This window comes from Moritella yayanosii, from assembly GCF_900465055.1.
Taxonomy (GTDB): Bacteria; Pseudomonadota; Gammaproteobacteria; order Enterobacterales; family Moritellaceae; genus Moritella; species Moritella yayanosii.
Genome location: NZ_LS483250.1, coordinates 1,195,743 through 1,217,257, shown reverse-complemented (window position 1 = coordinate 1,217,257; position 21,515 = coordinate 1,195,743). Strand labels below are relative to the sequence as shown.

Sequence of the window (21,515 nt, the reverse complement as noted above, 5' to 3'; positions counted from 1 at the left end):
TTATGCTAATACCCCATTGTGATTAATGTTATTCCAATTGATAGGAAGCAAAGGAGCTTTATAATGAAAAAAACGCTGATCCTTACTGCTGCTATTTCGTTATCATTTTCTAGCTGGGCCGCGACTCATACCAGCGAGTTTGGTGCGCTACCAACATTGAAAGTGAATGCCGTAAAAGCAGAACTAGGTAAACGTCTATTTTATGATCCACGTTTGTCCGGTGACGGGGCGCTATCTTGCGCATCATGCCATCAACCTGACAGTGGTTTCTCTCACCCTGATGCGTTAGCGCCTGCTTATCCCGGCAGTAAAGGTTTTCGTAATGTTCCGACATTGATTAATACCGCTTATAAACAAATATGGTTTCATGACGGTCGTATCGGTACTAATTTAAACGATGTAACGCGTGAAATGTTAACTGAAGATTGGTTAATGAACATGGATATGCGTTTGATGCAAGAGCGTGTTAAGCAAGATCCTGTGTATGTGAGCATGTTTAAAGCCGCGGGTTATGGTGAGCCTTCTAATGGTTCTATTCGTAAAGCGATTCCTGAGTTTCTCAAAACATTAACCTCCAATACCACGCCATTTGATCAAGGTGAGATGTCAGAACTCGCCCTTAAAGGTCAAGCTGTATTTACCGGTAAAGCGGGTTGTGTGCGATGCCACAATGGACCTTTATTAAGTGATGGCAAACCTCACAATACCGGTGTTGAAGAAAACCTCGATATTTTCCGTGACCCTCTACGTCATCACACCTTTATCGCCTTTAACATGTTCATGGGTAATGAAAATTACATGAACTTGAAACGTGATGTGGGTGCGCATGTGCAAACCCATAAAGCCGATGGTTCTGATATGGGTAAATTTATGACCCCAACATTGCGTGAATTACAGCAAACAGCACCTTATATGCACAACGGCATGATGGAAACCCTGCAAGATGTGGTGGCGTTTTATAATACCGGTGGTGGTGAGGACAGCAACAAAGACAGCCGTTTAAAACCGTTGAATTTGACGTGGCAAGAACAAAAAGCCTTGGTTGCATTTTTGAAGTCGCTGTCAAGTGAACCATTAACGACTGAAAAGCACGTTTGGACTCAGTCTGATTATAACTATGCACCCATTGCCGATTGGCAAAATGCTAAAAACTAAGGAGGACGAGATGAGCATTAAAATCAACTTGTCTACTATGGCTGCGTTATTGCTGACAATTACCACAGTTCCAGCATGCGCGCAGCAAGACGATAAGAACATTAAGGCAGATAAAAATGTGATCACGGCAGAGATGGTCGCCGCATCATTAAAACCTATCACGCTAAATGGCATGATATTACCCGCATTAGCGCCACTTGGTGCCGTACCGGTTCCAGCTGATAACCCCATGACAGATGAAAAAATTGCGTTAGGTAAAAAGCTGTTCTTTGATGGCCGCATTGGTGGTGATGGTTCAACACCTTGCGTCGCTTGTCACCTGCCAGATTTAGGTTGGGATGTACCGACCGATCTTTCTATTGGTTATCCGGGTACTGTGCATTGGCGTAACAGTCAAACCATCATTAACGCTGCTTATTATGGCAAATTATTCTGGGCCGGCTCAAGTAAATCCCTAGAAAGTCAGGCGAAGAGCGCGGCGAAAGGTGCGGTTGCTGGCAATGGTGAAGATGACATTATGGAAGCTCGTTTAGCGCTTATTCCTGAATATGTGACGAGTTTTAATCAAGTATTTGGTGATAACTATCCGAAGGTCAGTAATGTTTGGAAAGCCATGGCGGCATTTGAACGTACGCTAATACAAACTGATACGCCGTTAGATAACTACTTGATGGGCGATGAAACGGCATTATCGGCACAGCAACTCAAGGGTAAAACCTTATTTGAAGGTAAAGCACAATGTATTGCTTGCCATAATAGTGCATTAGCCAGTGATCAGAAATACTACAACGTTGGTGTACCGACTAACTTACGTTGGGATTCAGAAGCGCTTGCGCAGATCACTTTCCGCTATGAACTGTATGCGAAAGGCTCTAACGAGAAAATGTACCGAACAACCAAAGCCGATCCTGGGGTTTATTTCCGCGGCAAACGCAAAGACATGAAGGGTAAATTCCGTACCCCGAGCTTACGTTATACCCAATATACCGCCCCTTATATGCATAATGGTACGTTAGCAACTTTGGCCGATGTGGTTGATTTTTATGACCGTGGAGGGATCGCTGCTGATGGCCGCTCGACCGGTTATCCAGCGACTAAAAGTGAGCTAATCAAACCACTGGGTTTAACTGCGAATGAAAAATCAGACTTGTTGGCATTCTTAGGTGCTTTTTCTGGTGAGCGTATCACCATGGATTATCCAGAGCTACCTCCTTATCAGCGTCTATTTACCGAACAACAACTTGCGGAGGCGACAAAATGATCTTTGACAGAAAAAAACGCAATGCAGAGCGTAAAGAGAAAATGAAATCAGAAAGTGCAGAAGAGCATCAAAAATGCATGGTCTCACGTCGTGACTTTTTAATGTATAGCGGTGCGCTGGCAAGTACCGCGAGTGTGGTGTCACTGTCCATGTTCCCAGGTACGGCTCAGGCACAAAGTGTGCGAGCGCGAATCGTGGGTTATCCTCGACAGCTAATTGCCAAAATTAGCGAAATGAAACTCAATGAGCCAATTAACTTTAATTATCCGGATAATGGTCCTAACTCACGCGCAATCGTGACCAGAATGGGCGTTAAAGCAGGGGGGGGCCTTGGTGTTAAGCAAGATATTGTCGCCTTCTCATTAATGTGTACTCATCAAGGTGGGCCACTTGATGGTCAATACAAAGTGGTTGGTGAGCATCGCGTATTAGGGCAATGTCCATTCCATTTATCGACATTTGATCTACGCCGTCACGGTATTATTGTGTCGGGTCAAGCGTATGAAAGTCTACCGCAAGTATTGCTTGAACAAGATGGTGATGACATTTATGCCGTGGGCATTATGGGCCTGTTATTCGGTCGCACAGATAATATTATTGCCAGGCAGGGGGCTTAATTATGACTACTAATTTTTATATTCCAGAAGACCATGCGCCGTTGCCACCAACGTATGCAGAAGTGATCACCACAGCATGCGATTATTGTATCGTGGCTTGTGGTTACAAAGTGTATCGTTGGCCAATTGAAAAAGCCAGTGGCGGCCAAAAAGCCAGCGAAAATGCCTTTGGTATCGATTTTCCCAGTGCGCCACTGCAAGCCTGGGTTGCGCCATCACAACATAATGTCGTCATGCACCTTGGCAAGCCGCATCATATTATCATCGTGCCAGACAAAGACAGCACTGTGGTTAATAAGATGGGTGACTCTTCCATGCGCGGTGGCTTATTAGCGCAGAAGGTGTATAACCCAGCAACGGGCACGCGTGACCGTTTAACCCAACCGTTAGTGCGGATCGGTGGTAGTTTACAACCTGTGCCTTGGGATTTTGCCTTGGATATTGCTGCTGAGGTGGGTAGTTATGTTATTGATAAACATGGTGCCAATGCCTATTGCGTGAAAACCTACTCTTATCAATATATTGAGAATACCTATGCGATCACCAAATATGCATTACGTCATATTAATACGGCTAACTTTAGTTTCCATGATACGCCGTCGGACGTAACCTCTACACCGGGTTTCCGTGATGCGGGTTTTGATAATTTTGGCCCAAGTTATGACGATTGGGGCGCCGCCGATACGTTAATGGTGTGCGGTACCGACCCGTATGAAACTAAGACCATCTTGTTTACCCAGTTCATGATGCCGGCTATTCAGCGCGGTATGAAAACCGTGATCTTAAATCCAAGAGAAACCGCCGGTATTGTTTACATGAAAAAACATGGCGGTTTACATATCGATCTTAACCCAGGTTCTGACAACCTCGTTATTGGTGCGATATTACGCGTGATTATGGACAATGGTTGGCAAGATGATGAATGGATTGATAAATGGGTAAATAACAAATGGGAATCTAACTCTGGTTTTGGTCAGGGTACCCGTAATACGCCTTGGCAGTGGCGTACCACTTGGGGCAAATTCCAAACTGACGGTTTTGAAGATTATAAAAAATGGAACCAAGCACAAGACGAATTTGATCCGAAATACGCAGCGAAAATGGCCGGTATTGATGTGGCTAAGATCTATAAAGCTGCTGAAATGATGGCGAAACCGGTGAATGGCGTGCGTCCAAAAACATCGATTGGTATTGAGAAAGGCTTTTACTGGTCAAACAATACGGCCAATACCAATGCTATTGCAACGTTAGCAACAGTTGTCGGTGCTGGTGGTCGTGAAGGGCGCGTTGTGGGTCGTTTTGGTGGTCACCAACGTGGTGGTCAATCAGGCGGTAAATTACCCCGCAATAAATCACCTGAAAAACTCCCTGGGCGTCGTCGTAGAGCATTGGATACTGACCGTTATTTATATTCAGGTCATACCCGTTTTGCGCATGTTATTGGTACCACGTGGATCCAGTCTATGTGCGGTAGCCAAGGCCTACAGAAGAAATTCTGGGAATTAGTCACCTCGAACCCACATCAAGTCTATAGCTATGATAAGCAAGAGATCATCGATACTTTGAAAAAACGTGCGGACTCTGGCGGTATGGTGGTGATCAACCAAGATATTTATTTACGTGATCCAATTGGTGCTAAGTTTGCAGATATCGTTTTCCCTGCCGCCACTTGGGGTGAGGTAGACTTTATGCGTGCCAATGGCGAGCGACGTCTGCGCCTTTATCAAAAATTCAATGATGCGCCAGGGCAAGCACAACCTGATTGGTGGATTGTTGGTCAATTGGCGAAACGCATGGGCTTTGACGGTTTTGATTGGGAAACGTCTAACGATGTAGCGGAAGAAGCATCCCGCTTTAGCCGGGGTAGTCGTAAAGATTTCCATATGATAAAAGTGGCTGCTCATATCGAAGGTAAAACCTTACATCAAAAACTCAGAGAATATGGCACTGAAGGTATTCAAGGACCGGTGTTCTATAATTACGATACTAAAAAGTTAGTGGGTACTAAACGTTTACATGATACTGAAATGACCGCTGAAACATTAGCTGAAAAAGGTTTAACGAATGGGCCACAAGGTCAAAACGTATTGAAGAAACAGTTAACGGCTTTTAATAGCCAAACAGGTAAGATCAATCTGCAGAAACACCCTTGGGATCTGTTCAGTGATTTTTATGCTTGGTTGCAACCAAGAGAAGATGAGCTGTGGTTCTCTAATGGGCGTGTTAACGAAATTTGGCAGTCTGGTTTTGATGATGTTGAACGTCGTGCATATGTGCAACAACGTTGGCCGGAAAACTGGGTTGAGATCCATCCTGAAGATGCGAAGAAACGTGGCATTGAATCGGGCGACCAAGTGATGATGTATTCTGATCGAGTGGCTAATTTTAAAGACACGATCCTAGGTGTAAAAGGCGATGATTTCCAATTTAGCAGCTTGCTGAAGAACGGTCATATCCAGCTTGATAAAGCCGCGGTGACTGCGGTGGCTATTGTGACGTCTGCAACCAAGCAGGGGGCGTTGTATGCCAACATGATCGATATGCGCCAGCCGTCAAATTCACTCACTACGCGAGTTGTTGACCAGATCAGTGGTAACTACAATTTTAAAATGGGTGTATCGAAGATCAGGAAAATTGGTGAGTCTAAATATAAACATGAATTCCGCGCTTTCTCTTTTGCACCGCGAAATATCATTTAAATAAAACGGGCTGGCAACAGCCCTCTTTTAAGGCCTGAATTAAGGAGGTAAGACATGAAAAAAATAGCATTATTAATCTTAGCCGGACTGGTTACAATACCAGCGATAGCTGCTGATATCGAGGCTGGTAAGGCTAAAACCGGTATGTGCATGGCCTGTCATGGTGTCGCGGGGATCTCATCGATCCCTATGTACCCGAACCTAGCCGGACAAAAAGCTATGTATCTGGTGAAACAGCTGAAAGATTTTAAATCTGGTAAGCGCCCAGATCCAACCATGAAAGGCATGGTCATGGCATTATCGGATGCTGATATTGTTAATGTAGCTGCTTATTACGCGAGTCTTAAATAAATCGAGCGTGGTACTGCGTGATTAATTAAGCGGAACAACCCGCGCTGTGCCACCTTGCTGGTTTATTTGTACCCGCTGACCTGTTCTAAATAACATATTTGGGTTTATTTCTTGTACCACAGCAATCGTTTTACCGGAATCCAGTTTGATGGTTAAATTAACGCCGTGACGTTTCGTGAGCCCTTGAGCTGCTTTATTACCTGCAACTCCTCCCAAAATAGCCCCGCCTATTGCCGCAATATCTGAGCCAGAACCACCACCGATTTTAGACCCTAATATACCACCCACCGCGCCACCTGCAATGGTGCCAACGGTACTACTGCCTTTATCGCCCTCAATGTTGACTGGTGCTGCGCGAATGATTACACCGTAAGAAACATGCTGTATTTGCCGAGTATCGCTGACAGCGTAGGTATCACCATAAGGGTTACCTACGCAGCCTGTTTCGATCCCTGTTATAAGTAATATTACTACTAATGTTGAAATATGGAGTCTCATCATTAATTCTCGATTTCATTTCAATATAGTAAGTGTAGTAACAATGATCCTTCTTACACCATAGGAAGAGGTTTAGGCATTAAAATAAACGTTTTTTGTGCATGCCCCATAAGTTCATTTGCTATTTGATTAATAGTTTCGATACTCATTTCGGATACAATCGTATTCAATTGAGTTAGTTCATTGAGATTGGTGATCCCGTCTTCGATGGTTCGTTGACTTAATGCTTGTAGCCAGTAACTGCTATATTTCTCACGCTGATGTTGAGCCAGTAGCCAGGTTTTTTTTGCTTGCTTAAGCTCGGCAAAAGAGAAACCCTTACGTGCGATCTTTTGTATTTCTTTATTTGCTAATTGAGCTAATTCTCCTGCCCGTTCGGGTGCGCTAGTGAAGTTTAGACGTGCAAAATAATAGGCACTAGGGTATTTGGCTAATAACTGAGACATGTTGATAACATAAACACCGGATGCCTCACCGCGAATTTTATTACGCAATCTTAAGTTAGTCATTTCATCAATCAACTGTAATCCGAGTTGACGTTGTAATGTCCATTGTGTGTCAGCACTGTAATGTATTTGCACCATCGCTTTTGGACTGCTGCCAATCGCAAACGTTTGCTGCATAGCTTGATTAAGCGGCTTAATGTTGTGGTCTAGCCAGCCTTGTTGTTCTTGTTTTTCACTTATATTTATGGCGTGATCTGTCGTCTCTGGTATCGTAACTATGTTACCTAGCCATTGAGATAATAATGGTTTTAGTCGCTCAATATCAACGGGTCCAGAAATAGTCAGTTGCATCTGTTCGGGATGAGAAAATAGTTGTTGATATAATGTGTGCAGTTGCTGACTTGTAAATTTGTTCCAAGGACCGGATGCTGAAGACACTAAACGCTGACTTTGATTAAAGCTGGCTGTGGTCAGTGCATTATAGAATTTACGTTCTGCCGGTAACTTGGTTTGACCTAAATAATAGCTTTCTTGCATGTTAGCCAATTTATCAGTGCAGCTGTTTGGACTGCTTAGTTTTAAGTAGATTAAACTAAGTAACTTATTCATATTATCGGCAGGTGCCTTACCGCGAAATCCATGATATAGCTGCTGGCTGTATGCGTTAACTAAGAGGTCTTCCTTACGAGAAAACTTCGCGAGTTGACGTGCACTATAACCACCGTAACCACAGCGTTCAGCTAGGTTTAATGCCCAATTAACTGAGCCCAGTTGTTTGTTACTTGCTAACGAATTACCGCCTTTTATTTTAAGATCGAATTGTACATCACCTTGCAAATTCGAGTCTGAATGAATGACAACCGTCATGTTGTTTTCTAAGGTTAATTGTTCAGTTAATGCTTTATTTTTTCCAGTTTGGTTCAACAAAATGGTTTTCGTGTTGAGTGCTTGGGTTGTTTTTATGGCATCAGGGGCTGTAATGAGCAGATCTTGTGTCTTGGCTTCTAAAGTAAAAGGTCCAGGTACCGATTGGCGAGCTTGTTGCCAGATATGGGTTAATTCAGATGCCGTTATTTTGCCTTTGTCGATATCAGGCCCGATAATAGCGATTTTGGGTGCACTATTCGTTAATGTTTCAATGACAGATGCTTGTAAATGCTCGGGTGTTAGCGCTTCTAACCACTGGATTGCCATCGCCAGTTCTTGTTGCTTGTTGAGCATCGGCATATGATTAGATACTGAATTTACAAGACGATCAGCAAGGTAACTATTTTCATATGCTTGTTCATTGGCGGCTTGGCGGGATAGTTTTGCTATGTATATATCAGCCACGTTATCGAGTTCGGCTTGTGTAACCGGTTCTGTTGCTAGACGTTGCAGTTCTCGCGTTAAAATCGCAAAGGTGTCGGCGTAATCATCACCTTTAGGTTTCGCGATGAGTAATGCTTGAACTCGGTTAGCATTCAATAAACTACTTTTACTATTCATTCGAGCAAATTTAATTTTATCGTGGTCAGTGAGAATATCAAGACGCTGATTAAGCACTGCAATCCAGGTTGACTCAATGAGATCTCGCCACTGGCCATTCGTGGTATTAAGTGCTGATGGTAGGTCATTTTGTAAGGTCAGTTGTAGCATTCTACCCGCGCGTTCCGGGTCGAAAATTAACTTACTTTCAAGTTGTGAATTATGCTTAAATTGATGCCAACTGCTAGGTTCGGCAGGTGTGTTACCCGCGGGTTTATTTGCAAAATAATCATTAATTTGTTTTTTTATATCGGTTTGATCAAAGCTCCCGGTTACAACAAGTGTCATGCGTTGGGGCTGGTACCAACGTTTATAATAAGCTTTAGCCTGGCTGACTGGCGCATGACGGATTATGTTAATGTCACCGATAGTATTACGGTGAGCAAAACGGCTACCCTGGTAGCGCAAAGTTTCTAACTGGTTGTTAATTCGGTAAGCGCTGCCTTGGTGTAACCGCCATTCTTCGACAATAACTTCGCGTTCTGCATTAAATGCGTCGTTATCAAAACTAATTTCACTTGCCCAGTCTGATAAGACATTTAGGGCTAATTCAGTATTGTTGTTATCCGGTAATGACAGGCGATAAACGGTGGTATTAAAACTGGTCGCGGCATTAATATGGCTGCCCAGCATTAAGCCTTGAGATTCTAGTGCCAAAAAGCTCTGTTTGTCAGGAAAATTACGTGTCCCTTTAAATGCCATATGTTCAACAAAATGAGCGAGTCCCAGTTGTTGATCTGTTTCATGTAATGAACCTGAGTTTACCAATAACCTAAGCTCGACACCTGACTTGCTTCTTGGTAACAATAGAATATCGAGTCCATTATCTAATTGATAGGTAATCAAATCGGGACGCATTGGTAACTGATCTTGAGATTGGTAAGTTTGAGTTGTTACTACTTTTTCTGTTTCTTTCTTATGGGTGTTTAGGTCGTTGTTTTGGTAACTACCACAGGCACTGAGTAGGCTGATTATTACTGCAAGTGTTGTGATTGGTATAGCTCTAAATAACATTTATAACTCCATGAAATTTAATTTTATGATTCGATTTTTTGATAAACTACGCGATATTAATTGTGTTAACTAAATTCAGATCATGACCGGTTTTATCATTGATCTTGTCGTCCTCAATATAGATCACCTGGTCGGCATATTGGGTTAGCGCGACTTGATGTGAAATGAATGCAATGGCACTCTGCGGTAGTTCTGCTTTTAATAATGTGATTAAGTTACTGGCTGCATCAATATCAAGTGAACTCGTGGTTTCATCAATAAAAATTAATTTAGGTCGATTGAGTAACAGACGTGCGAACATAAGGCGTTGTTGTTCACCTGCGGATAGCTGTTGTTTCCAATTAACTTGGCTATATAGTTGTTCGCATAGGTGTGGTAATCCTATTTTATGCAATGTGTCCTGCAGTTCAGTATCACTGAAATCAGTACTGTTTTTCGGGTAGCAGAGTTGTCTAGCAAGATCGACATCGGGCAAATATAAACTATGGGGGATCCAATATATAGATTCAATACGTTGGATTTGACCAGTGAAGTGGGGCCAGTAACCTGCCAAGGCTTTGAATAGTGTAGATTTACCTATGCCAGAACGACCTTGTATCATGGTTAATTCGCCCAGCTTTAGTGTCATTGATTGCGCAGTTAACAAGGGACTACCATCGGTGAGATACAGTTTAATATTACTCTTTAATGCAATCGTTTTACTGTTTGGTGTCGGTGTAGGTTCCGGCTCCTCAAGTTCATCCAGTGCATTTATAAATGCGGCTAAACGCTCGACAGTCGCACCCCATTTAGCGATGTCCTGATAAGCATAGATAATCCAGCTAAGCGCACTGGACACTTGCATAAAGGCCATCTTTATTTGCATTAATCCGCCTAGTTTTAGTGCTCCAGAAAGAAACTTCGGTAATGCGAAGAAAATTGGTGCCAACATGGACACTTGTGCGTAGCCAACGGTAAAGAAGCCTAAATTACGTTCACAGTGCATCAATTGATACCAGTTCGTAATCACCGCCGAGAAGTATACTTTAAGACTCTGTTGTTCTTGTTGTTCTCCTCCTTGCCCTGCGATTGCTGCGCTGTGCTCTCGGCGTGAGATCAATGCACGACGAAAATCAGCTTCACGTTTTTGTTGATTAAAATTAAGTGCTTGTAGTGGCTTACCAATCAGGTGTGTGATCACTGTACCAATGAGAGTGTAACCAACACAGGCCCAAACCATATAACCGGGAATATTGAGTTCACGACCGAATAGTGTGAAAGAAAGCGTACCTGATAGTTGCCAGAGAATGGTGAGAAAGGATCCCAGAGTTACCACCGAACGTAAAAAAGATAACAGTAAATCTAAGGAGATTTGAATAAATATGTCAACGTCTTCGGCAATACGCTGGTCAGGATTATCGGGCTCGGATTTTTGCAACCTTAGTCTATAATGATCGCTGTATTTGGATAACCATTTCTCACATAAATACGTAGTCATCCAGCTACGGAAGTTAATAATGAGCTTTTTCTTTAAATAATCTGTGTACACCATGACCAGAATAAAGGCTGCAATTAGACCTGCAAAGAATTGCAATAATTCATAGAGAACAGGGCCATCGAGTTGTTGTAAAGCATTAAAAAAATCACCATTCCATTGGTTTATTTGCACACTAAACCAAACCGAAGATAAGCTTAATATGATTACTATCGTAAGTAGAAGTAATGCTGAATTACGTTCTTTAGCAAACCAAAAAGGTTTGATTAATTGCCAAAATAAAGTGAGTTTTTGCATTGTTTAAATATCGTTAGTTAGAGATAAATTAAAATGTAGAGAAGGCGTGAGAGTTGTCCCCACGCCTGAACATGCGTACGAATTACTTAAATGTCGTAACTAGCTTGCAGCCAGAACTGGCGACCTGCTTCATAAGTACGATAAACTTTGTCGTTATATACAAATGAATCTGTGGCATTTTTGTTATTGAGTACATTATTGACTTCAATTGATAGTGCTGCACCTTTGGCAAATTTAGGTTGCCACATCAATTTAGTATTCCAGCGGAAGGTGCTGGCAAATTTAACAGATTCATACTTTAGTACCTGCTTATTTGTACTCGGGTCAATTGCGTAGGCGTTTTCATGGCGGGTTGCCTGCTCGCGACTACTTTGCCAATTTGCTAGGTTATACCAAGTTAGGCCGTATTGGTTTATTTTGGTTGTCCATTCAAGGTTGACTAATAAAGGTGCGTTGAAATCTGTTGATGGCAGATCTTCGGCGGCGATGATCTTGCCATCGTACCAAACGTTGTCTTGGTCTAGATTAATGCTCGGATCATAAAATGCATATCCTTGATCCATCGGCGTATTACTGCTTGTTTGTTGCCAGCTTACCGATGCAGTTAGATTGTTATCGGTAGCGAGCCAACGTAATGGTTGTGTATTTCGTGCACTTAAGATCACATTATCGTGTTGGGTCTTGCCGTTATTATCAAAGGTACGAATTCTGGCCTGTGTTGGATTCTTGGTGCCGGGATATTTAGGACGGCTGCGCACTTCGTCATAACCATTTCTGTGTACATAAGCCAGTTTTATCATACTGTTATTCCAGCGTTGCTGTAGGCTCATGGCAAGCTCATCATTGTATGGAGTATCAAGATCGCTCATACCTTCAAAATCATTGGTCTCAACCCAGTCATTACTCGATGTTTCACTGTTTGGTTCACACATCATATAACAGTGTTTAAGACCTCCATTTTGACCTTCGTACAATGCGTAAGTGAGCATAGAACGACCATAATAACGGTTTAGACCCGCCGTCAGCATAGTGCTGCCGTCGCCAAAAACATTCCAACTGGTACTTAATCTTGGTGCTATATTCGTATTTTTAACGAAACTGTCACGATCAATACGTAATCCAGGGCGAATATTTACATTACCTATGCTAATAGTATCATCGAAAAACAGAGAATAGTTACGATAGTCTGTGCGGTAAGTACCTGCAAAAAATGCATCTACTTGACTGGCAGAGGATAACCATTCCATAGAATCCCACATACCTTGATAGCTATTTCTGTAGTAGGTTTCATCGCGTATAAACTTAGCATTAGTTTGAGTTATTTCGGTACCGAATGTAAAAGTATGCTGGCTATTGCCGAATTGGAGTGGATCTAATGTCATTTTGGCATTTGCGGTGACATTTTGTTGTTCAGTGGTGAGATCGCCGGGTCCGCCAGAACTAAACTCGGTCGGATTTTGCCAGTCGGTGTAATCTTTAAGAGAAACATAATAATTTTGCTCACCATCACGGATGTCTTGCATATTCTGGATACTAATACCCATATCTAACATGCCAAAATCAAAGGCATGTTCAATATTCAAACTGCTAGCTAGGCCGTTATGCGATTCTGAGTAATCAGAGTTTGCAGTGCCATTCATGAACATTTCACTGTTGTAACCCGAATAAGTCATTGACCAGTTCGCGGTTGTGCGTGGTGTGGCATACCAGGTTAATTTAGTGAATAGGTTATCTGAAACGCGAGTTTGCTTTTTAATATTGCTTTCAGTAGCAAAGCCAATCAATTTATTATCTTTATCTAATGTCACGGCTTTTTTACCGACATTAGTCATAGGTATCGATGAGTTTCGGCGTGAAAGTGAAAATACCAGCCCTAAGTCATCAGTGATTCCAGCTTCAAACCAGGCTCCTAGACTTTGTTTACTGTACTTGGGCTGGAAGCGGCTAGGGTTACTGGCATCATTATTGCCGCTGCTGAAATTAAGTTGTTCATCAACGTGATTTTCATTCCAGCTTGAATCTGTCATACGATAAAAGACACTGGCATGATTTTCACCTTGCCAACTGCGGCTGTTAACGTCGATAACGCCACCAGTAAATCCGCCAAATTCGGCAGGAATATTGGCATCATATACAGTTATACTGTCGATTAAACGGCTGTCTAGGTAGAAGCCTTGTTCATCACTGCTTAAATTACTGTTTGTTACACCTAACTTATTATTTGCTGGGTCTAAATCATTATTGATCGTCATCCCATCAAGATTAAAAGTATTTTGATAAGCGGTTGAGCCGTGAATCGAGATATCTTCTGGTTTTATCTCACCTTGATTCATGCTGTTATTACCTGAATTTGAAAAGCGAATTGCAGGATTTGATTTTAATAAATCAGTGAGATTACCATTACCGGTTGGTCGTTGTTTAATTTCTGCTGCGGACAAAGATTGCTGCGATGTTAACGCAGGATCTATTTTATCTTTAACGACAATTTCCATGCCTATTTTATCAGGTGCTTGCTCTGCACTTAGTGTACTTGACAGTGTTGATTGAGAAGTTAGTGCCAGACTAACCGCAAGCGCAATTTTTGTTTTCATTCTGCTACCTTGATGACTTTTTGTAAGTTTTCATGCTTAAAAATGTGGTTTTAATACTCAGATATAAGTAAGGGTGGGGAAAATAACACAGATTTAATCTAAATGATAATTGTTTTCATTTGCAATTAGAGTTATTATTCAAATATCTTTAATAAACAACTAAAAATAATGAATGACAATAAAGAACATCGGTTATTAGATTCCTTACGCTGCTTTTCTGGGCGTCATCAAAAGTGCATTAGTGTAGGTGTTATTAAATTAGCTATTTCTAGCTTATTTTTTGGGGTATTAAATATACATGCTCAAGCAACTGACCTTCAGCAAGTCATCGCTGTTGATAACCAAGGCTTACGTGCTAGTCAGCAAGCTCAAGTAGCTGTCAGCCAGTTATCTGATGAACAGCAGATACTGCAACAACAGTATCGAGAGGTTCTATGGCAACAGCGCGTAGCTGATAAATATCAGCTACAACTTGATAGCCAAATTAATGCATTACACAACGCAAATGATGAATTAGAGCGACAACGAGAGCAGGTTAGAAAAACTCAAATTGCAGTGAGTCCGTTGATGCAGGATATGTTGAGTACTTTGCAGCAAGTGGTTGAGAGTGATATACCGTTTTTACAGGTCGAGAGGAAGCTGCGTTTGCAAATTTTGATTCAGAATTTGGCCGATCCTCGTATTATATTAGGGGATAAAATGGCACAAGTGTTAGATGCCTATCAGGTGGAGTTAAGTTATGGTTACGCAGCTGAAACTTGGTTAGGTACTTTAGATAGTGAGCGTATGGTTAACTTTTTACGCGTGGGCCGTTTAGGTTATTACTGGCTAAGTATTGATGGTCAGCAGGCTGCTATTTGGAAGCAAGGAGAAGGATGGGTACAGCTTGAGGATAAATGGTTTCAGCCTTTGCGTCAGGCGATCGCTGTAGCAGCTGGCAATATAGCGCCAGATATTATGACACTACCACGACCGAACCCAGCTTCTGTTGAGGGACTATCATGAGACACTTATTATTTTCCGGCATTATATTGATGAGCACGTCGTTTTTCGTAAACTCGATGGAGTTTTCAATGCCAAAGGTCTCATTAGGCAATATTTTACAACAAGTAAAGCAAGCGACTAACCATGAAATTAAAGCGGCAGAAGAATTAGTTATTAATTTTAAGGGCGAGTTGACTGAACAGCGTAAGAAATTGCAAACGGCGAAGGATAATTTGCTCAACCGTCAACGGTATAATCAAGAAGCGGAAGAGCAGCTATTGTTATTGCAACAGCAATTACGTCAGAAGCAGCAACTGTGGCAAAAAGAACAGCAGGCATTGAAAACCTTGTCTATGACGATTGTTGAGCATGGCAATTTATTACTTGAACGAGTCAAACCTTCCGGTCTGTGGGGCTTAGATACGAGTGGTTTTCAAACGGGTTTATCTCAGGATGTGGATATAAAACAAATATATCAATTGTGGCAGGCACTCGTCGAACAATTGTTATATACCAGTGAAGTACATCAATATGATACGTCAATTATTATGCCAGACGGAGTGCGTAAAACGAGCCTAATAACGCAATGGGGTCCATTTACGAGTCACAGTCAGTTTGGTTGGTTAAGTTATTTACCCGAGCACAAAGTGTGGCAGGTATTTAGTCCTCAACCGGATATTAAACCCGTGATCGGTGGGATGAGAATTGATCCTAGCTTGGGTAAATTATTACAGAAAAAAGCGCAGGAACCGACCCTTTTTGAACGTTTACGTCCGGCTGGCATCATTGGTGTTTTAATCGCTATTATTGGTGCTATTGCCGTATTTATTGCAGCGGTTCGCTGTTATTCATTATGTCGTGAACAGCAAGCGGTGCAATGGCAAATAATGCATAGTGAAGTCAATGATAGAAGTAGTTTAGGGCGTATTCTTAACGCGGTTGAAATTGCCGAATTGGAGCAAGCTAAAGACGGTGATATTACGCTGTTGGAGGCTGTCATTGATGCTGCCGTATTAAAAGAGGTGCCAGTATTACGCAAGGGTTTAGCATCACTCGCTGTATTGACAGGGATCCCACCTTTACTGGGGCTGTTAGGTACAGTGGCAGGTATGATTGAAACCTTTAGAGTGATTACCGAGCAGGGCAGTGCCAATAGTCAATTATTATCAGGGGGGATTGCCCAAGCCTTATTGACGACGGAACTTGGATTGATTGTCGCGGTACCTTTATTACTTATCCATTGTGGGGTAAAAAATCAGGCTAATCGATTAATTGTGCTGTTGGAACAGCAAGCTGCCGGATTGGTTGTTGCTCGCCATAGTGGGTGGCAGCAGTAATGGCTATGTTGCTTCAGTTTTTTTATCAGGCAGGGATGCTTGTTTGGATGATCATTTTATTATCCGTGGTGATGTGGGGATTGATCTTAACGGTATATTGGCGCCAGCGCTATATCCAACCGCAATTGCAGACTTCTCTGCAAGCTATTTCTTTGCATCAGCTTAATCTACCATTCTGGCATCAACAACAGTTACTCAAGGCCTGGCTCAGTCAAGCGACATTAATGCTTGATTGCGGTATGCCTTGGATCCGTATTTGTATTCAGATTTTACCATTTTTGGGTTTGTTAGGTACTGTCGACGGCATGATAGTTAGTTTTACTCAGTTGGATAAAATGAATGTACAACAACAGCTTGCTGGTGGAATTAGCCAGGCATTGTTGACGACATTAGCTGGTTTAGTTACATCACTTTCTGGCCTGTATCTGGCTCATAATCTTAATCGTCGTAATCAAATTATTATTGATCAATTTCGTTATTGTTTTATTAAAGGTTAATTTATGCGTTTTCAACATACTCAAGAACAAGATGATAATGCCATTATCGATATGACCCCTTTGATTGATATAGTATTTATTTTATTGATATTCTTTATTTTAACGGCGTCGTTTCAACAACAAAACACGATTAACATCGATCGTCCACAAAGTACAACAAATGATAGTAGTGACGTGGTCAAATTGATGGTTACTATTGATAAAGAGGGGGAAATCAGCTTAGACCAAGGCCCGATTAAATTGACTGATTTGAGTGCCTACGTTAAAGCTAAAGTAAGTTCGACAGGGAGTTCTTCTGCTGTGATTCAGGTAGATAAAGATGTGACAAGTGGTCGGTTAATTACTGTTATCGATAAAATTAGGATTGCCGGAGTTGCCAATGTTGCTGTTGCTACCGACAAGATCTAATAAAAGCTGTTTGATAATAGGGCTATTTGCTGTCGTTATTAACTTAGGATTAGTCGCCTTGATTTATCAACTCACGATGGGAGAGGCTATCGTTAATACATATACGCCAGTTTCATTAGCCAAAGTATATTTTGTTGCTGATAGACAGATAGAAGAGATTGAACCTGAGTTAATCACTAAACTTACATCGGCTCCGCAATTAAGTACGCCACCGCCAATGTCGGTTAATTTGTCGCTGTTAGCAATGAATAGTCTGGTAAAAATACCTAAGGTATTAACAGATATACCTATGTCTGAAACTAAGCTACAACCAATAACGTTGCAATTCTCACCAAATGGCAAGCAGTTAGGTAGTCAAATGATGACAAATATAAGGTTTGCTAAACCAGTATTTCAATTACCACCTCAGTATCCGCCAGTGGCGAAACAGCGAGCTATCGAGGGTTTTGTTGTTCTTGAACTTAAGATTACAGTTAAAGGTAGAGTGCAGCAGGTCAAAGTTGTTCAGCAGCATCCCGCTGATATATTTGTCCGTTCCGCCACAAGAGCTGTCATGCGTTGGCGTTTTGATCCACCTGCACAAACAGAGTGGCAACGTATAATTATTCGCTATCAACTGGAGTCATAATATAAATATGGACAAGGTTAAAAGGCAGGTTCTGTTATCTTGTGTTGGTATGCTGGCGCTTGTAGTCGTAAATGCACATGCCGCTGATACATCATATTATCGGCGGTATCAACAATTAACATATCAGCTTGAACAAGATCCTCATCTTATTTTGCCACAAATTGAACAATTTCAGTTACAAGTTGCTAATGCGGGTACTAAAGCTAAACAAATGGCCGCTTATTTACATCTACAAGCATGTACTGCATTAGAGCGAGATATTTGTACTGTTCATCAGGCTGAATTATTGCTTGACCTACCAGGACAAGAGGAATCCAAGCCGGCGTTGATGAAATTAACGGTACAATTATATTATCGTTTACAGCGTTACTCTGATGTTATTAGGCAAAGTGAGCATTGGCTGTCGATGCCGTCACAAACGAGTTTATCTGATCGTGCGATGATATTTACATTACAAGCGAAAAGTTTTTATCAGTTACAGACGTTGGTATCGGCACAGCAAAGTATTGAACAGGCCTTAGTCTTAGAGGTTGATGAATCACGCTATCGTTTTTTGTTAGCGTTATTACAACAGACCAAGCAATTAACGGCTGAAAATACGTTGTTGCAATTACTGACAGAAAAATACATTAATAATCCACTCTATTGGGAGCGGTTAGCTTATAGCTGGTATGAACTTGATAAGCCAGAGCAAGCGCTAAACGTATTTGGCAGTGCCTATAAGTCAAGGTTATTACCTTTGCGTAGTCTATTATTTTATAGTCAGTTATTAATTCAGCAGCAAGCACCAAATCGAGCGGTTCAGATACTGGAAAAAGAAGCCGATAAGTTTACTCCGCAAGCTGTTAAATATTGCTCAGAGTGTGATGCCTCAAAGTATCGGCAGTTACTTATCCAAGCTTATCTAATGGCCGAGCGTAAATCAGAAGCGCTAGCATTGCTTGAAAAAAAGGTCGATAAAACCAATGAGCAACTGATGATTAGTAGTCAATTGGCATATAGTCAAGCACGCTGGCATTTGGCTATTGAATTGTTGCAACGACAGATTAAGCAACAACCTCGTAATGATTATTGGCGATTATTATTGGCGGTGAGTTATTTTGAAAATAAAGATTATATACATGCTCGTAAGCAGTTTAGGCTTATTAAACAATCACAATATATGAAAACAGCACAAGATTGGTTAGCACAGATTGATTATTTATTAAGCTAATAATACCTATTGTCTTCGTTTTTAGCTCTTTGTCTGTGTTTAACTGTATTTTTATTAGGACGGATAGCCAGATTATCCGATCTCGATCGTCTTTTAATTCGCATCTTGAAGTCGTTTGAGTATATAAGCTATACTACGGCGCTTGTAATATGCAGGTGTAGAATACGCACGCTTAAAATACGCACGTTTGTAATATATTAACAAAACCAGGATTCAAAGACATATGGCAGTATTAACTATTCTTACGGCACCAAACAAAAAATTAGAGATACCCGCTGAAACAGTAGCAGATGTAAGTACAGTTCAAACATTGATCGATGACATGCTTGAGACTATGTACAAAACAGACGACGGTATTGGTCTTGCTTCAACGCAAGTTGGTCGTAAAGAAGCCGTTGTTGTTATTGATATTTCAGAGGATCGTAATGAACCTATGGTATTAATCAACCCTGTTGTTGTTGAAGGTGAAAACAAAGAAAGTGGCCAAGAAGGGTGTTTATCTATTCCTGGCTACTATGCAGACGTTGAACGTTTTACGAAAGTGAAAGTAACGGCATTGGATCGTGAAGGCAACGCAATTGAAATCAATGACGATGACTTTTTAGCGATTGCAATGCAACACGAGATTGATCATCTTAAAGGTACGCTTTTTATTGATTACCTGTCGCCATTGAAAAAGAAAATGGCACTTAAAAAAGTTAAAAAAACAATTAAAGAGATGGCCGAATAAGGTCTAGAGCAATGCTGAAGGAGCTAGTTAAGTGAAAGGAAAAATTATATCGTACATTTCTGCAAAGAAGTTTGGTTTTATTTGTGGCGATGATGGCGAGAGTTATTTCTTACATGTGTCGAGCTTGCTCGATAAAGCCAATGAATCTAAATTGGTGAAGGATGTTGTTGTTGAATTCGAACCAACAACAACACCAAAAGGCCTTGCCGCAAAACAAGTACACGTACCGGATGTTAACTTTAAAAAACAGTTGGTGGCTTTTTTCACAGCGAAAAGCAATCAACCAAGATACGGGCATGTTGTTGCAAGATATACACTAAGCACACGTTTCTTTAAAGATCAAAACGAAGGTCGTAGCCATATTAAGCAATTGGCGGCAGACATCGGTTGTAATGCTATTTTAAATACAAATGTGGAAAAGAAGACCTTCTCTGAAGGTGGTGAAAATTTCACTATGCATTCATTTAGTGGTGACTTTGCATTAGTTACAGAAGATGTTCCGTGTAATAACGACGTGGAATGTGCAGAATCTGTAGCAATCATTGACGCCAATGTTATAGCCGTAGCAGGGCAGTTTCAGCGTGTAAGTAATTCTGAAATGAAAGCGAAAGCAAAGCAATTACGTAAATTTAACCCACTGCTATTAGTAGGCGCGGTTGTTATTCTAGGTGCTGTTTTCGCAATTTCTATGTGGTTTGTTAATACGGCACATTGAAATAGCTCGATGTAATCGAGCCAAGACTGTCTTTTGACATGATATAAAATATGAAGCGGTGGTATTGAGTTAATTCAATGCCACCGCTTTTTTTATGTGTGTTTATTACATTAAAGTGTGACGTGTTTGGGGTATTGTGTATTTATTGCTGAATCGCCTACCTCTTTGTTGTAATATAACCACAATATTGTTGAACGTAATTTCCTGAGGTTGTATGTATAAATTAATCGCGTTAGATATGGATGGTACTTTACTTAATTCTCACGGTGCTATTTCACCGCGTAATAAGCAAGCGATCCTTGCTGCAATAGCGCAGGGTACGCGTGTCGTGCTTGCTTCAGGACGACCACTGGAAGGCATGAATTGGGCGTTAGAAGAATTGGGTATGACAGGTAAAGATGATTATGTTGCTTGTTACAATGGCAGCTTAGTTTATCAAGTTGCGGACAAGCGGTTGTTGCGTAGCCAAACAGTGACGGGTGCAGATGCCAAAAAACTTGCCGAATTAGCCAACAAGCTCGGTGTGCACGTGCATGCATTTTCAGTCAAAGCGGGACTGATCACCCCTAAACATAATTACTATACCGACCATGAAGCTAAAATTAATGGTCTGTCTATCACTGAAGTGGACTTTAGTACCCTAAGTGATGATGAAGAAATGCTAAAAGTGATGATGATTGACGAGCCAGAAAAACTATCTGCCGCGATTGCGCAATTACCAGCATCACTCTACGAGCAATATAACATTTTGCAAAGTGCGCCGTTCTTTTTAGAGTTTCTTCATACCGACAGCCACAAAGGCATCGGTGTTAAAGCCATTGCGCAACAGTTTGGCATTAACGCTGATGAAGTGATTTGCATGGGTGACGCCGGTAACGATAAGCAAATGCTAGAATATGCTGGTTTGGGCGTAGCCATGGCTAATGCTACTGATGACATTAAAGCTATCGCTAATCATATTACCGCCAGTCATAATGACGATGGTGTCGCACTGGTTATTGAAGAATTTGTGTTAAATAAGTAGCTCTACTTATATACCCAAGCTACTTCTGATATAGCATCTTGAAGTGACT

The 21,515-nt window shown here is 41.4% G+C and carries 18 protein-coding genes; 14 read left to right on the top strand and 4 right to left on the bottom strand.

The window, feature by feature from the left end; translation table 11 throughout:
- Positions 1-63: 63 nt before the first annotated feature.
- The 5 genes from MORIYA_RS05475 to MORIYA_RS05455 are packed head-to-tail and all read left to right on the top strand — an operon-like array spanning position 64 to position 6,083.
- The gene (locus MORIYA_RS05475; protein ID WP_112713365.1) at positions 64-1,155 is read left to right on the top strand and encodes a cytochrome-c peroxidase; all 1,092 of its coding nucleotides are present in this window, start codon (positions 64-66) and stop codon (positions 1,153-1,155) included.
- A 10-nt stretch (positions 1,156-1,165) separates the two neighbouring features.
- On the top strand, positions 1,166-2,416 hold the full coding sequence (locus tag MORIYA_RS05470) for a cytochrome-c peroxidase (protein ID WP_112713363.1): 1,251 nt from the start codon (positions 1,166-1,168) through the stop codon (positions 2,414-2,416).
- Positions 2,413-3,033 carry an arsenate reductase (azurin) small subunit gene (locus MORIYA_RS05465; RefSeq protein WP_112713361.1) on the top strand — a complete coding sequence of 207 codons (621 nt, stop codon included), beginning with the start codon at positions 2,413-2,415 and terminating at the stop codon, positions 3,031-3,033. Before MORIYA_RS05470 ends, MORIYA_RS05465 begins: the two co-directional genes overlap by 4 nt.
- A gap of 2 nt (positions 3,034-3,035) precedes the next feature.
- Positions 3,036-5,732, top strand: a complete 2,697-nt coding sequence (locus MORIYA_RS05460) for a molybdopterin-dependent oxidoreductase (RefSeq protein WP_112713359.1) — start codon at positions 3,036-3,038, stop codon at positions 5,730-5,732.
- A 54-nt stretch (positions 5,733-5,786) separates the two neighbouring features.
- Positions 5,787-6,083, top strand: a complete 297-nt coding sequence (locus MORIYA_RS05455) for a c-type cytochrome (RefSeq protein WP_112713357.1) — start codon at positions 5,787-5,789, stop codon at positions 6,081-6,083.
- 21 nt (positions 6,084-6,104) lie between these two features.
- Here MORIYA_RS05455 and MORIYA_RS05450 read toward each other — a convergent pair whose 3' ends face one another.
- The 4 genes from MORIYA_RS05450 to MORIYA_RS05435 all read right to left on the bottom strand — a co-directional run bounded on the left by MORIYA_RS05450 (position 6,105) and on the right by MORIYA_RS05435 (position 13,930).
- Positions 6,105-6,584, bottom strand: a complete 480-nt coding sequence (locus tag MORIYA_RS05450) for an outer membrane lipoprotein (protein ID WP_112713355.1) — start codon at positions 6,582-6,584, stop codon at positions 6,105-6,107.
- Positions 6,585-6,634: 50 nt separating this feature from the next.
- The gene (locus tag MORIYA_RS05445; RefSeq protein ID WP_112713353.1) at positions 6,635-9,568 is read right to left on the bottom strand and encodes a M16 family metallopeptidase; all 2,934 of its coding nucleotides are present in this window, start codon (positions 9,566-9,568) and stop codon (positions 6,635-6,637) included.
- Between the two features lie 46 nt (positions 9,569-9,614).
- The gene (locus MORIYA_RS05440; protein ID WP_112713351.1) at positions 9,615-11,339 is read right to left on the bottom strand and encodes an ABC transporter ATP-binding protein/permease; all 1,725 of its coding nucleotides are present in this window, start codon (positions 11,337-11,339) and stop codon (positions 9,615-9,617) included.
- 86 nt (positions 11,340-11,425) lie between these two features.
- Complete coding sequence (locus tag MORIYA_RS05435) at positions 11,426-13,930, bottom strand: TonB-dependent receptor plug domain-containing protein (RefSeq protein ID WP_232011520.1); 2,505 nt, start codon at positions 13,928-13,930, stop codon at positions 11,426-11,428.
- 168 nt (positions 13,931-14,098) lie between these two features.
- Here MORIYA_RS05435 and MORIYA_RS05430 point away from each other — a divergent pair, with 168 nt between their 5' ends.
- From MORIYA_RS05430 to MORIYA_RS05390, 9 genes are all read left to right on the top strand, one after another.
- Complete coding sequence (locus tag MORIYA_RS05430) at positions 14,099-14,935, top strand: DUF3450 domain-containing protein (protein ID WP_112713349.1); 837 nt, start codon at positions 14,099-14,101, stop codon at positions 14,933-14,935.
- A gap of 68 nt (positions 14,936-15,003) precedes the next feature.
- Positions 15,004-16,251, top strand: a complete 1,248-nt coding sequence (locus MORIYA_RS05425) for a MotA/TolQ/ExbB proton channel family protein (RefSeq protein WP_162629234.1) — start codon at positions 15,004-15,006, stop codon at positions 16,249-16,251.
- On the top strand, positions 16,251-16,748 hold the full coding sequence (locus MORIYA_RS05420) for a MotA/TolQ/ExbB proton channel family protein (protein WP_112713345.1): 498 nt from the start codon (positions 16,251-16,253) through the stop codon (positions 16,746-16,748). Before MORIYA_RS05425 ends, MORIYA_RS05420 begins: the two co-directional genes overlap by 1 nt.
- Positions 16,749-16,751: 3 nt before the next feature.
- Positions 16,752-17,156, top strand: coding sequence for an ExbD/TolR family protein (locus MORIYA_RS05415; protein ID WP_112713343.1), 405 nt, complete (start codon positions 16,752-16,754; stop codon positions 17,154-17,156).
- Positions 17,157-17,214: 58 nt separating this feature from the next.
- Positions 17,215-17,784: an energy transducer TonB gene (locus MORIYA_RS05410; RefSeq protein ID WP_162629233.1), complete on the top strand. Its 570-nt coding sequence runs from the start codon at positions 17,215-17,217 to the stop codon at positions 17,782-17,784.
- A gap of 7 nt (positions 17,785-17,791) precedes the next feature.
- Positions 17,792-18,997 (top strand): tetratricopeptide repeat protein, encoded by a 1,206-nt coding sequence (locus MORIYA_RS05405; RefSeq protein ID WP_162629232.1) that lies wholly within the window; start codon positions 17,792-17,794, stop codon positions 18,995-18,997.
- Positions 18,998-19,220: 223 nt separating this feature from the next.
- Complete coding sequence (gene def / locus MORIYA_RS05400; RefSeq protein WP_112713337.1) at positions 19,221-19,727, top strand: peptide deformylase; 507 nt, start codon at positions 19,221-19,223, stop codon at positions 19,725-19,727.
- A gap of 31 nt (positions 19,728-19,758) precedes the next feature.
- Positions 19,759-20,442, top strand: coding sequence for a cold-shock protein (locus tag MORIYA_RS05395; protein WP_112713335.1), 684 nt, complete (start codon positions 19,759-19,761; stop codon positions 20,440-20,442).
- A 214-nt stretch (positions 20,443-20,656) separates the two neighbouring features.
- The gene (locus MORIYA_RS05390) at positions 20,657-21,466 is read left to right on the top strand and encodes a Cof-type HAD-IIB family hydrolase (protein WP_112713333.1); all 810 of its coding nucleotides are present in this window, start codon (positions 20,657-20,659) and stop codon (positions 21,464-21,466) included.
- The last annotated feature ends 49 nt before the right edge of the window (positions 21,467-21,515 follow it).

What these genes read in the sequence shown, in the direction of transcription:
- MORIYA_RS05450 (WP_112713355.1), bottom strand. Translation starts at nt 6,584, where the DNA reads ATGATGAGACTCCATATTTCAACATTAGTAGTAATATTACTTATAACA.
- MORIYA_RS05475 (WP_112713365.1), top strand. Translation starts at nt 64, where the DNA reads ATGAAAAAAACGCTGATCCTTACTGCTGCTATTTCGTTATCATTTTCT.
- MORIYA_RS05440 (WP_112713351.1), bottom strand. Translation starts at nt 11,339, where the DNA reads ATGCAAAAACTCACTTTATTTTGGCAATTAATCAAACCTTTTTGGTTT.
- MORIYA_RS05455 (WP_112713357.1), top strand. Translation starts at nt 5,787, where the DNA reads ATGAAAAAAATAGCATTATTAATCTTAGCCGGACTGGTTACAATACCA.
- MORIYA_RS05425 (WP_162629234.1), top strand. Translation starts at nt 15,004, where the DNA reads ATGCCAAAGGTCTCATTAGGCAATATTTTACAACAAGTAAAGCAAGCG.
- MORIYA_RS05445 (WP_112713353.1), bottom strand. Translation starts at nt 9,568, where the DNA reads ATGTTATTTAGAGCTATACCAATCACAACACTTGCAGTAATAATCAGC.
- MORIYA_RS05415 (WP_112713343.1), top strand. Translation starts at nt 16,752, where the DNA reads ATGCGTTTTCAACATACTCAAGAACAAGATGATAATGCCATTATCGAT.
- MORIYA_RS05435 (WP_232011520.1), bottom strand. Translation starts at nt 13,930, where the DNA reads ATGAAAACAAAAATTGCGCTTGCGGTTAGTCTGGCACTAACTTCTCAA.
- MORIYA_RS05470 (WP_112713363.1), top strand. Translation starts at nt 1,166, where the DNA reads ATGAGCATTAAAATCAACTTGTCTACTATGGCTGCGTTATTGCTGACA.
- MORIYA_RS05460 (WP_112713359.1), top strand. Translation starts at nt 3,036, where the DNA reads ATGACTACTAATTTTTATATTCCAGAAGACCATGCGCCGTTGCCACCA.
- MORIYA_RS05430 (WP_112713349.1), top strand. Translation starts at nt 14,099, where the DNA reads ATGAATGACAATAAAGAACATCGGTTATTAGATTCCTTACGCTGCTTT.
- def (WP_112713337.1), top strand. Translation starts at nt 19,221, where the DNA reads ATGGCAGTATTAACTATTCTTACGGCACCAAACAAAAAATTAGAGATA.
- MORIYA_RS05420 (WP_112713345.1), top strand. Translation starts at nt 16,251, where the DNA reads ATGGCTATGTTGCTTCAGTTTTTTTATCAGGCAGGGATGCTTGTTTGG.
- MORIYA_RS05390 (WP_112713333.1), top strand. Translation starts at nt 20,657, where the DNA reads ATGTATAAATTAATCGCGTTAGATATGGATGGTACTTTACTTAATTCT.
- MORIYA_RS05465 (WP_112713361.1), top strand. Translation starts at nt 2,413, where the DNA reads ATGATCTTTGACAGAAAAAAACGCAATGCAGAGCGTAAAGAGAAAATG.
- MORIYA_RS05405 (WP_162629232.1), top strand. Translation starts at nt 17,792, where the DNA reads ATGGACAAGGTTAAAAGGCAGGTTCTGTTATCTTGTGTTGGTATGCTG.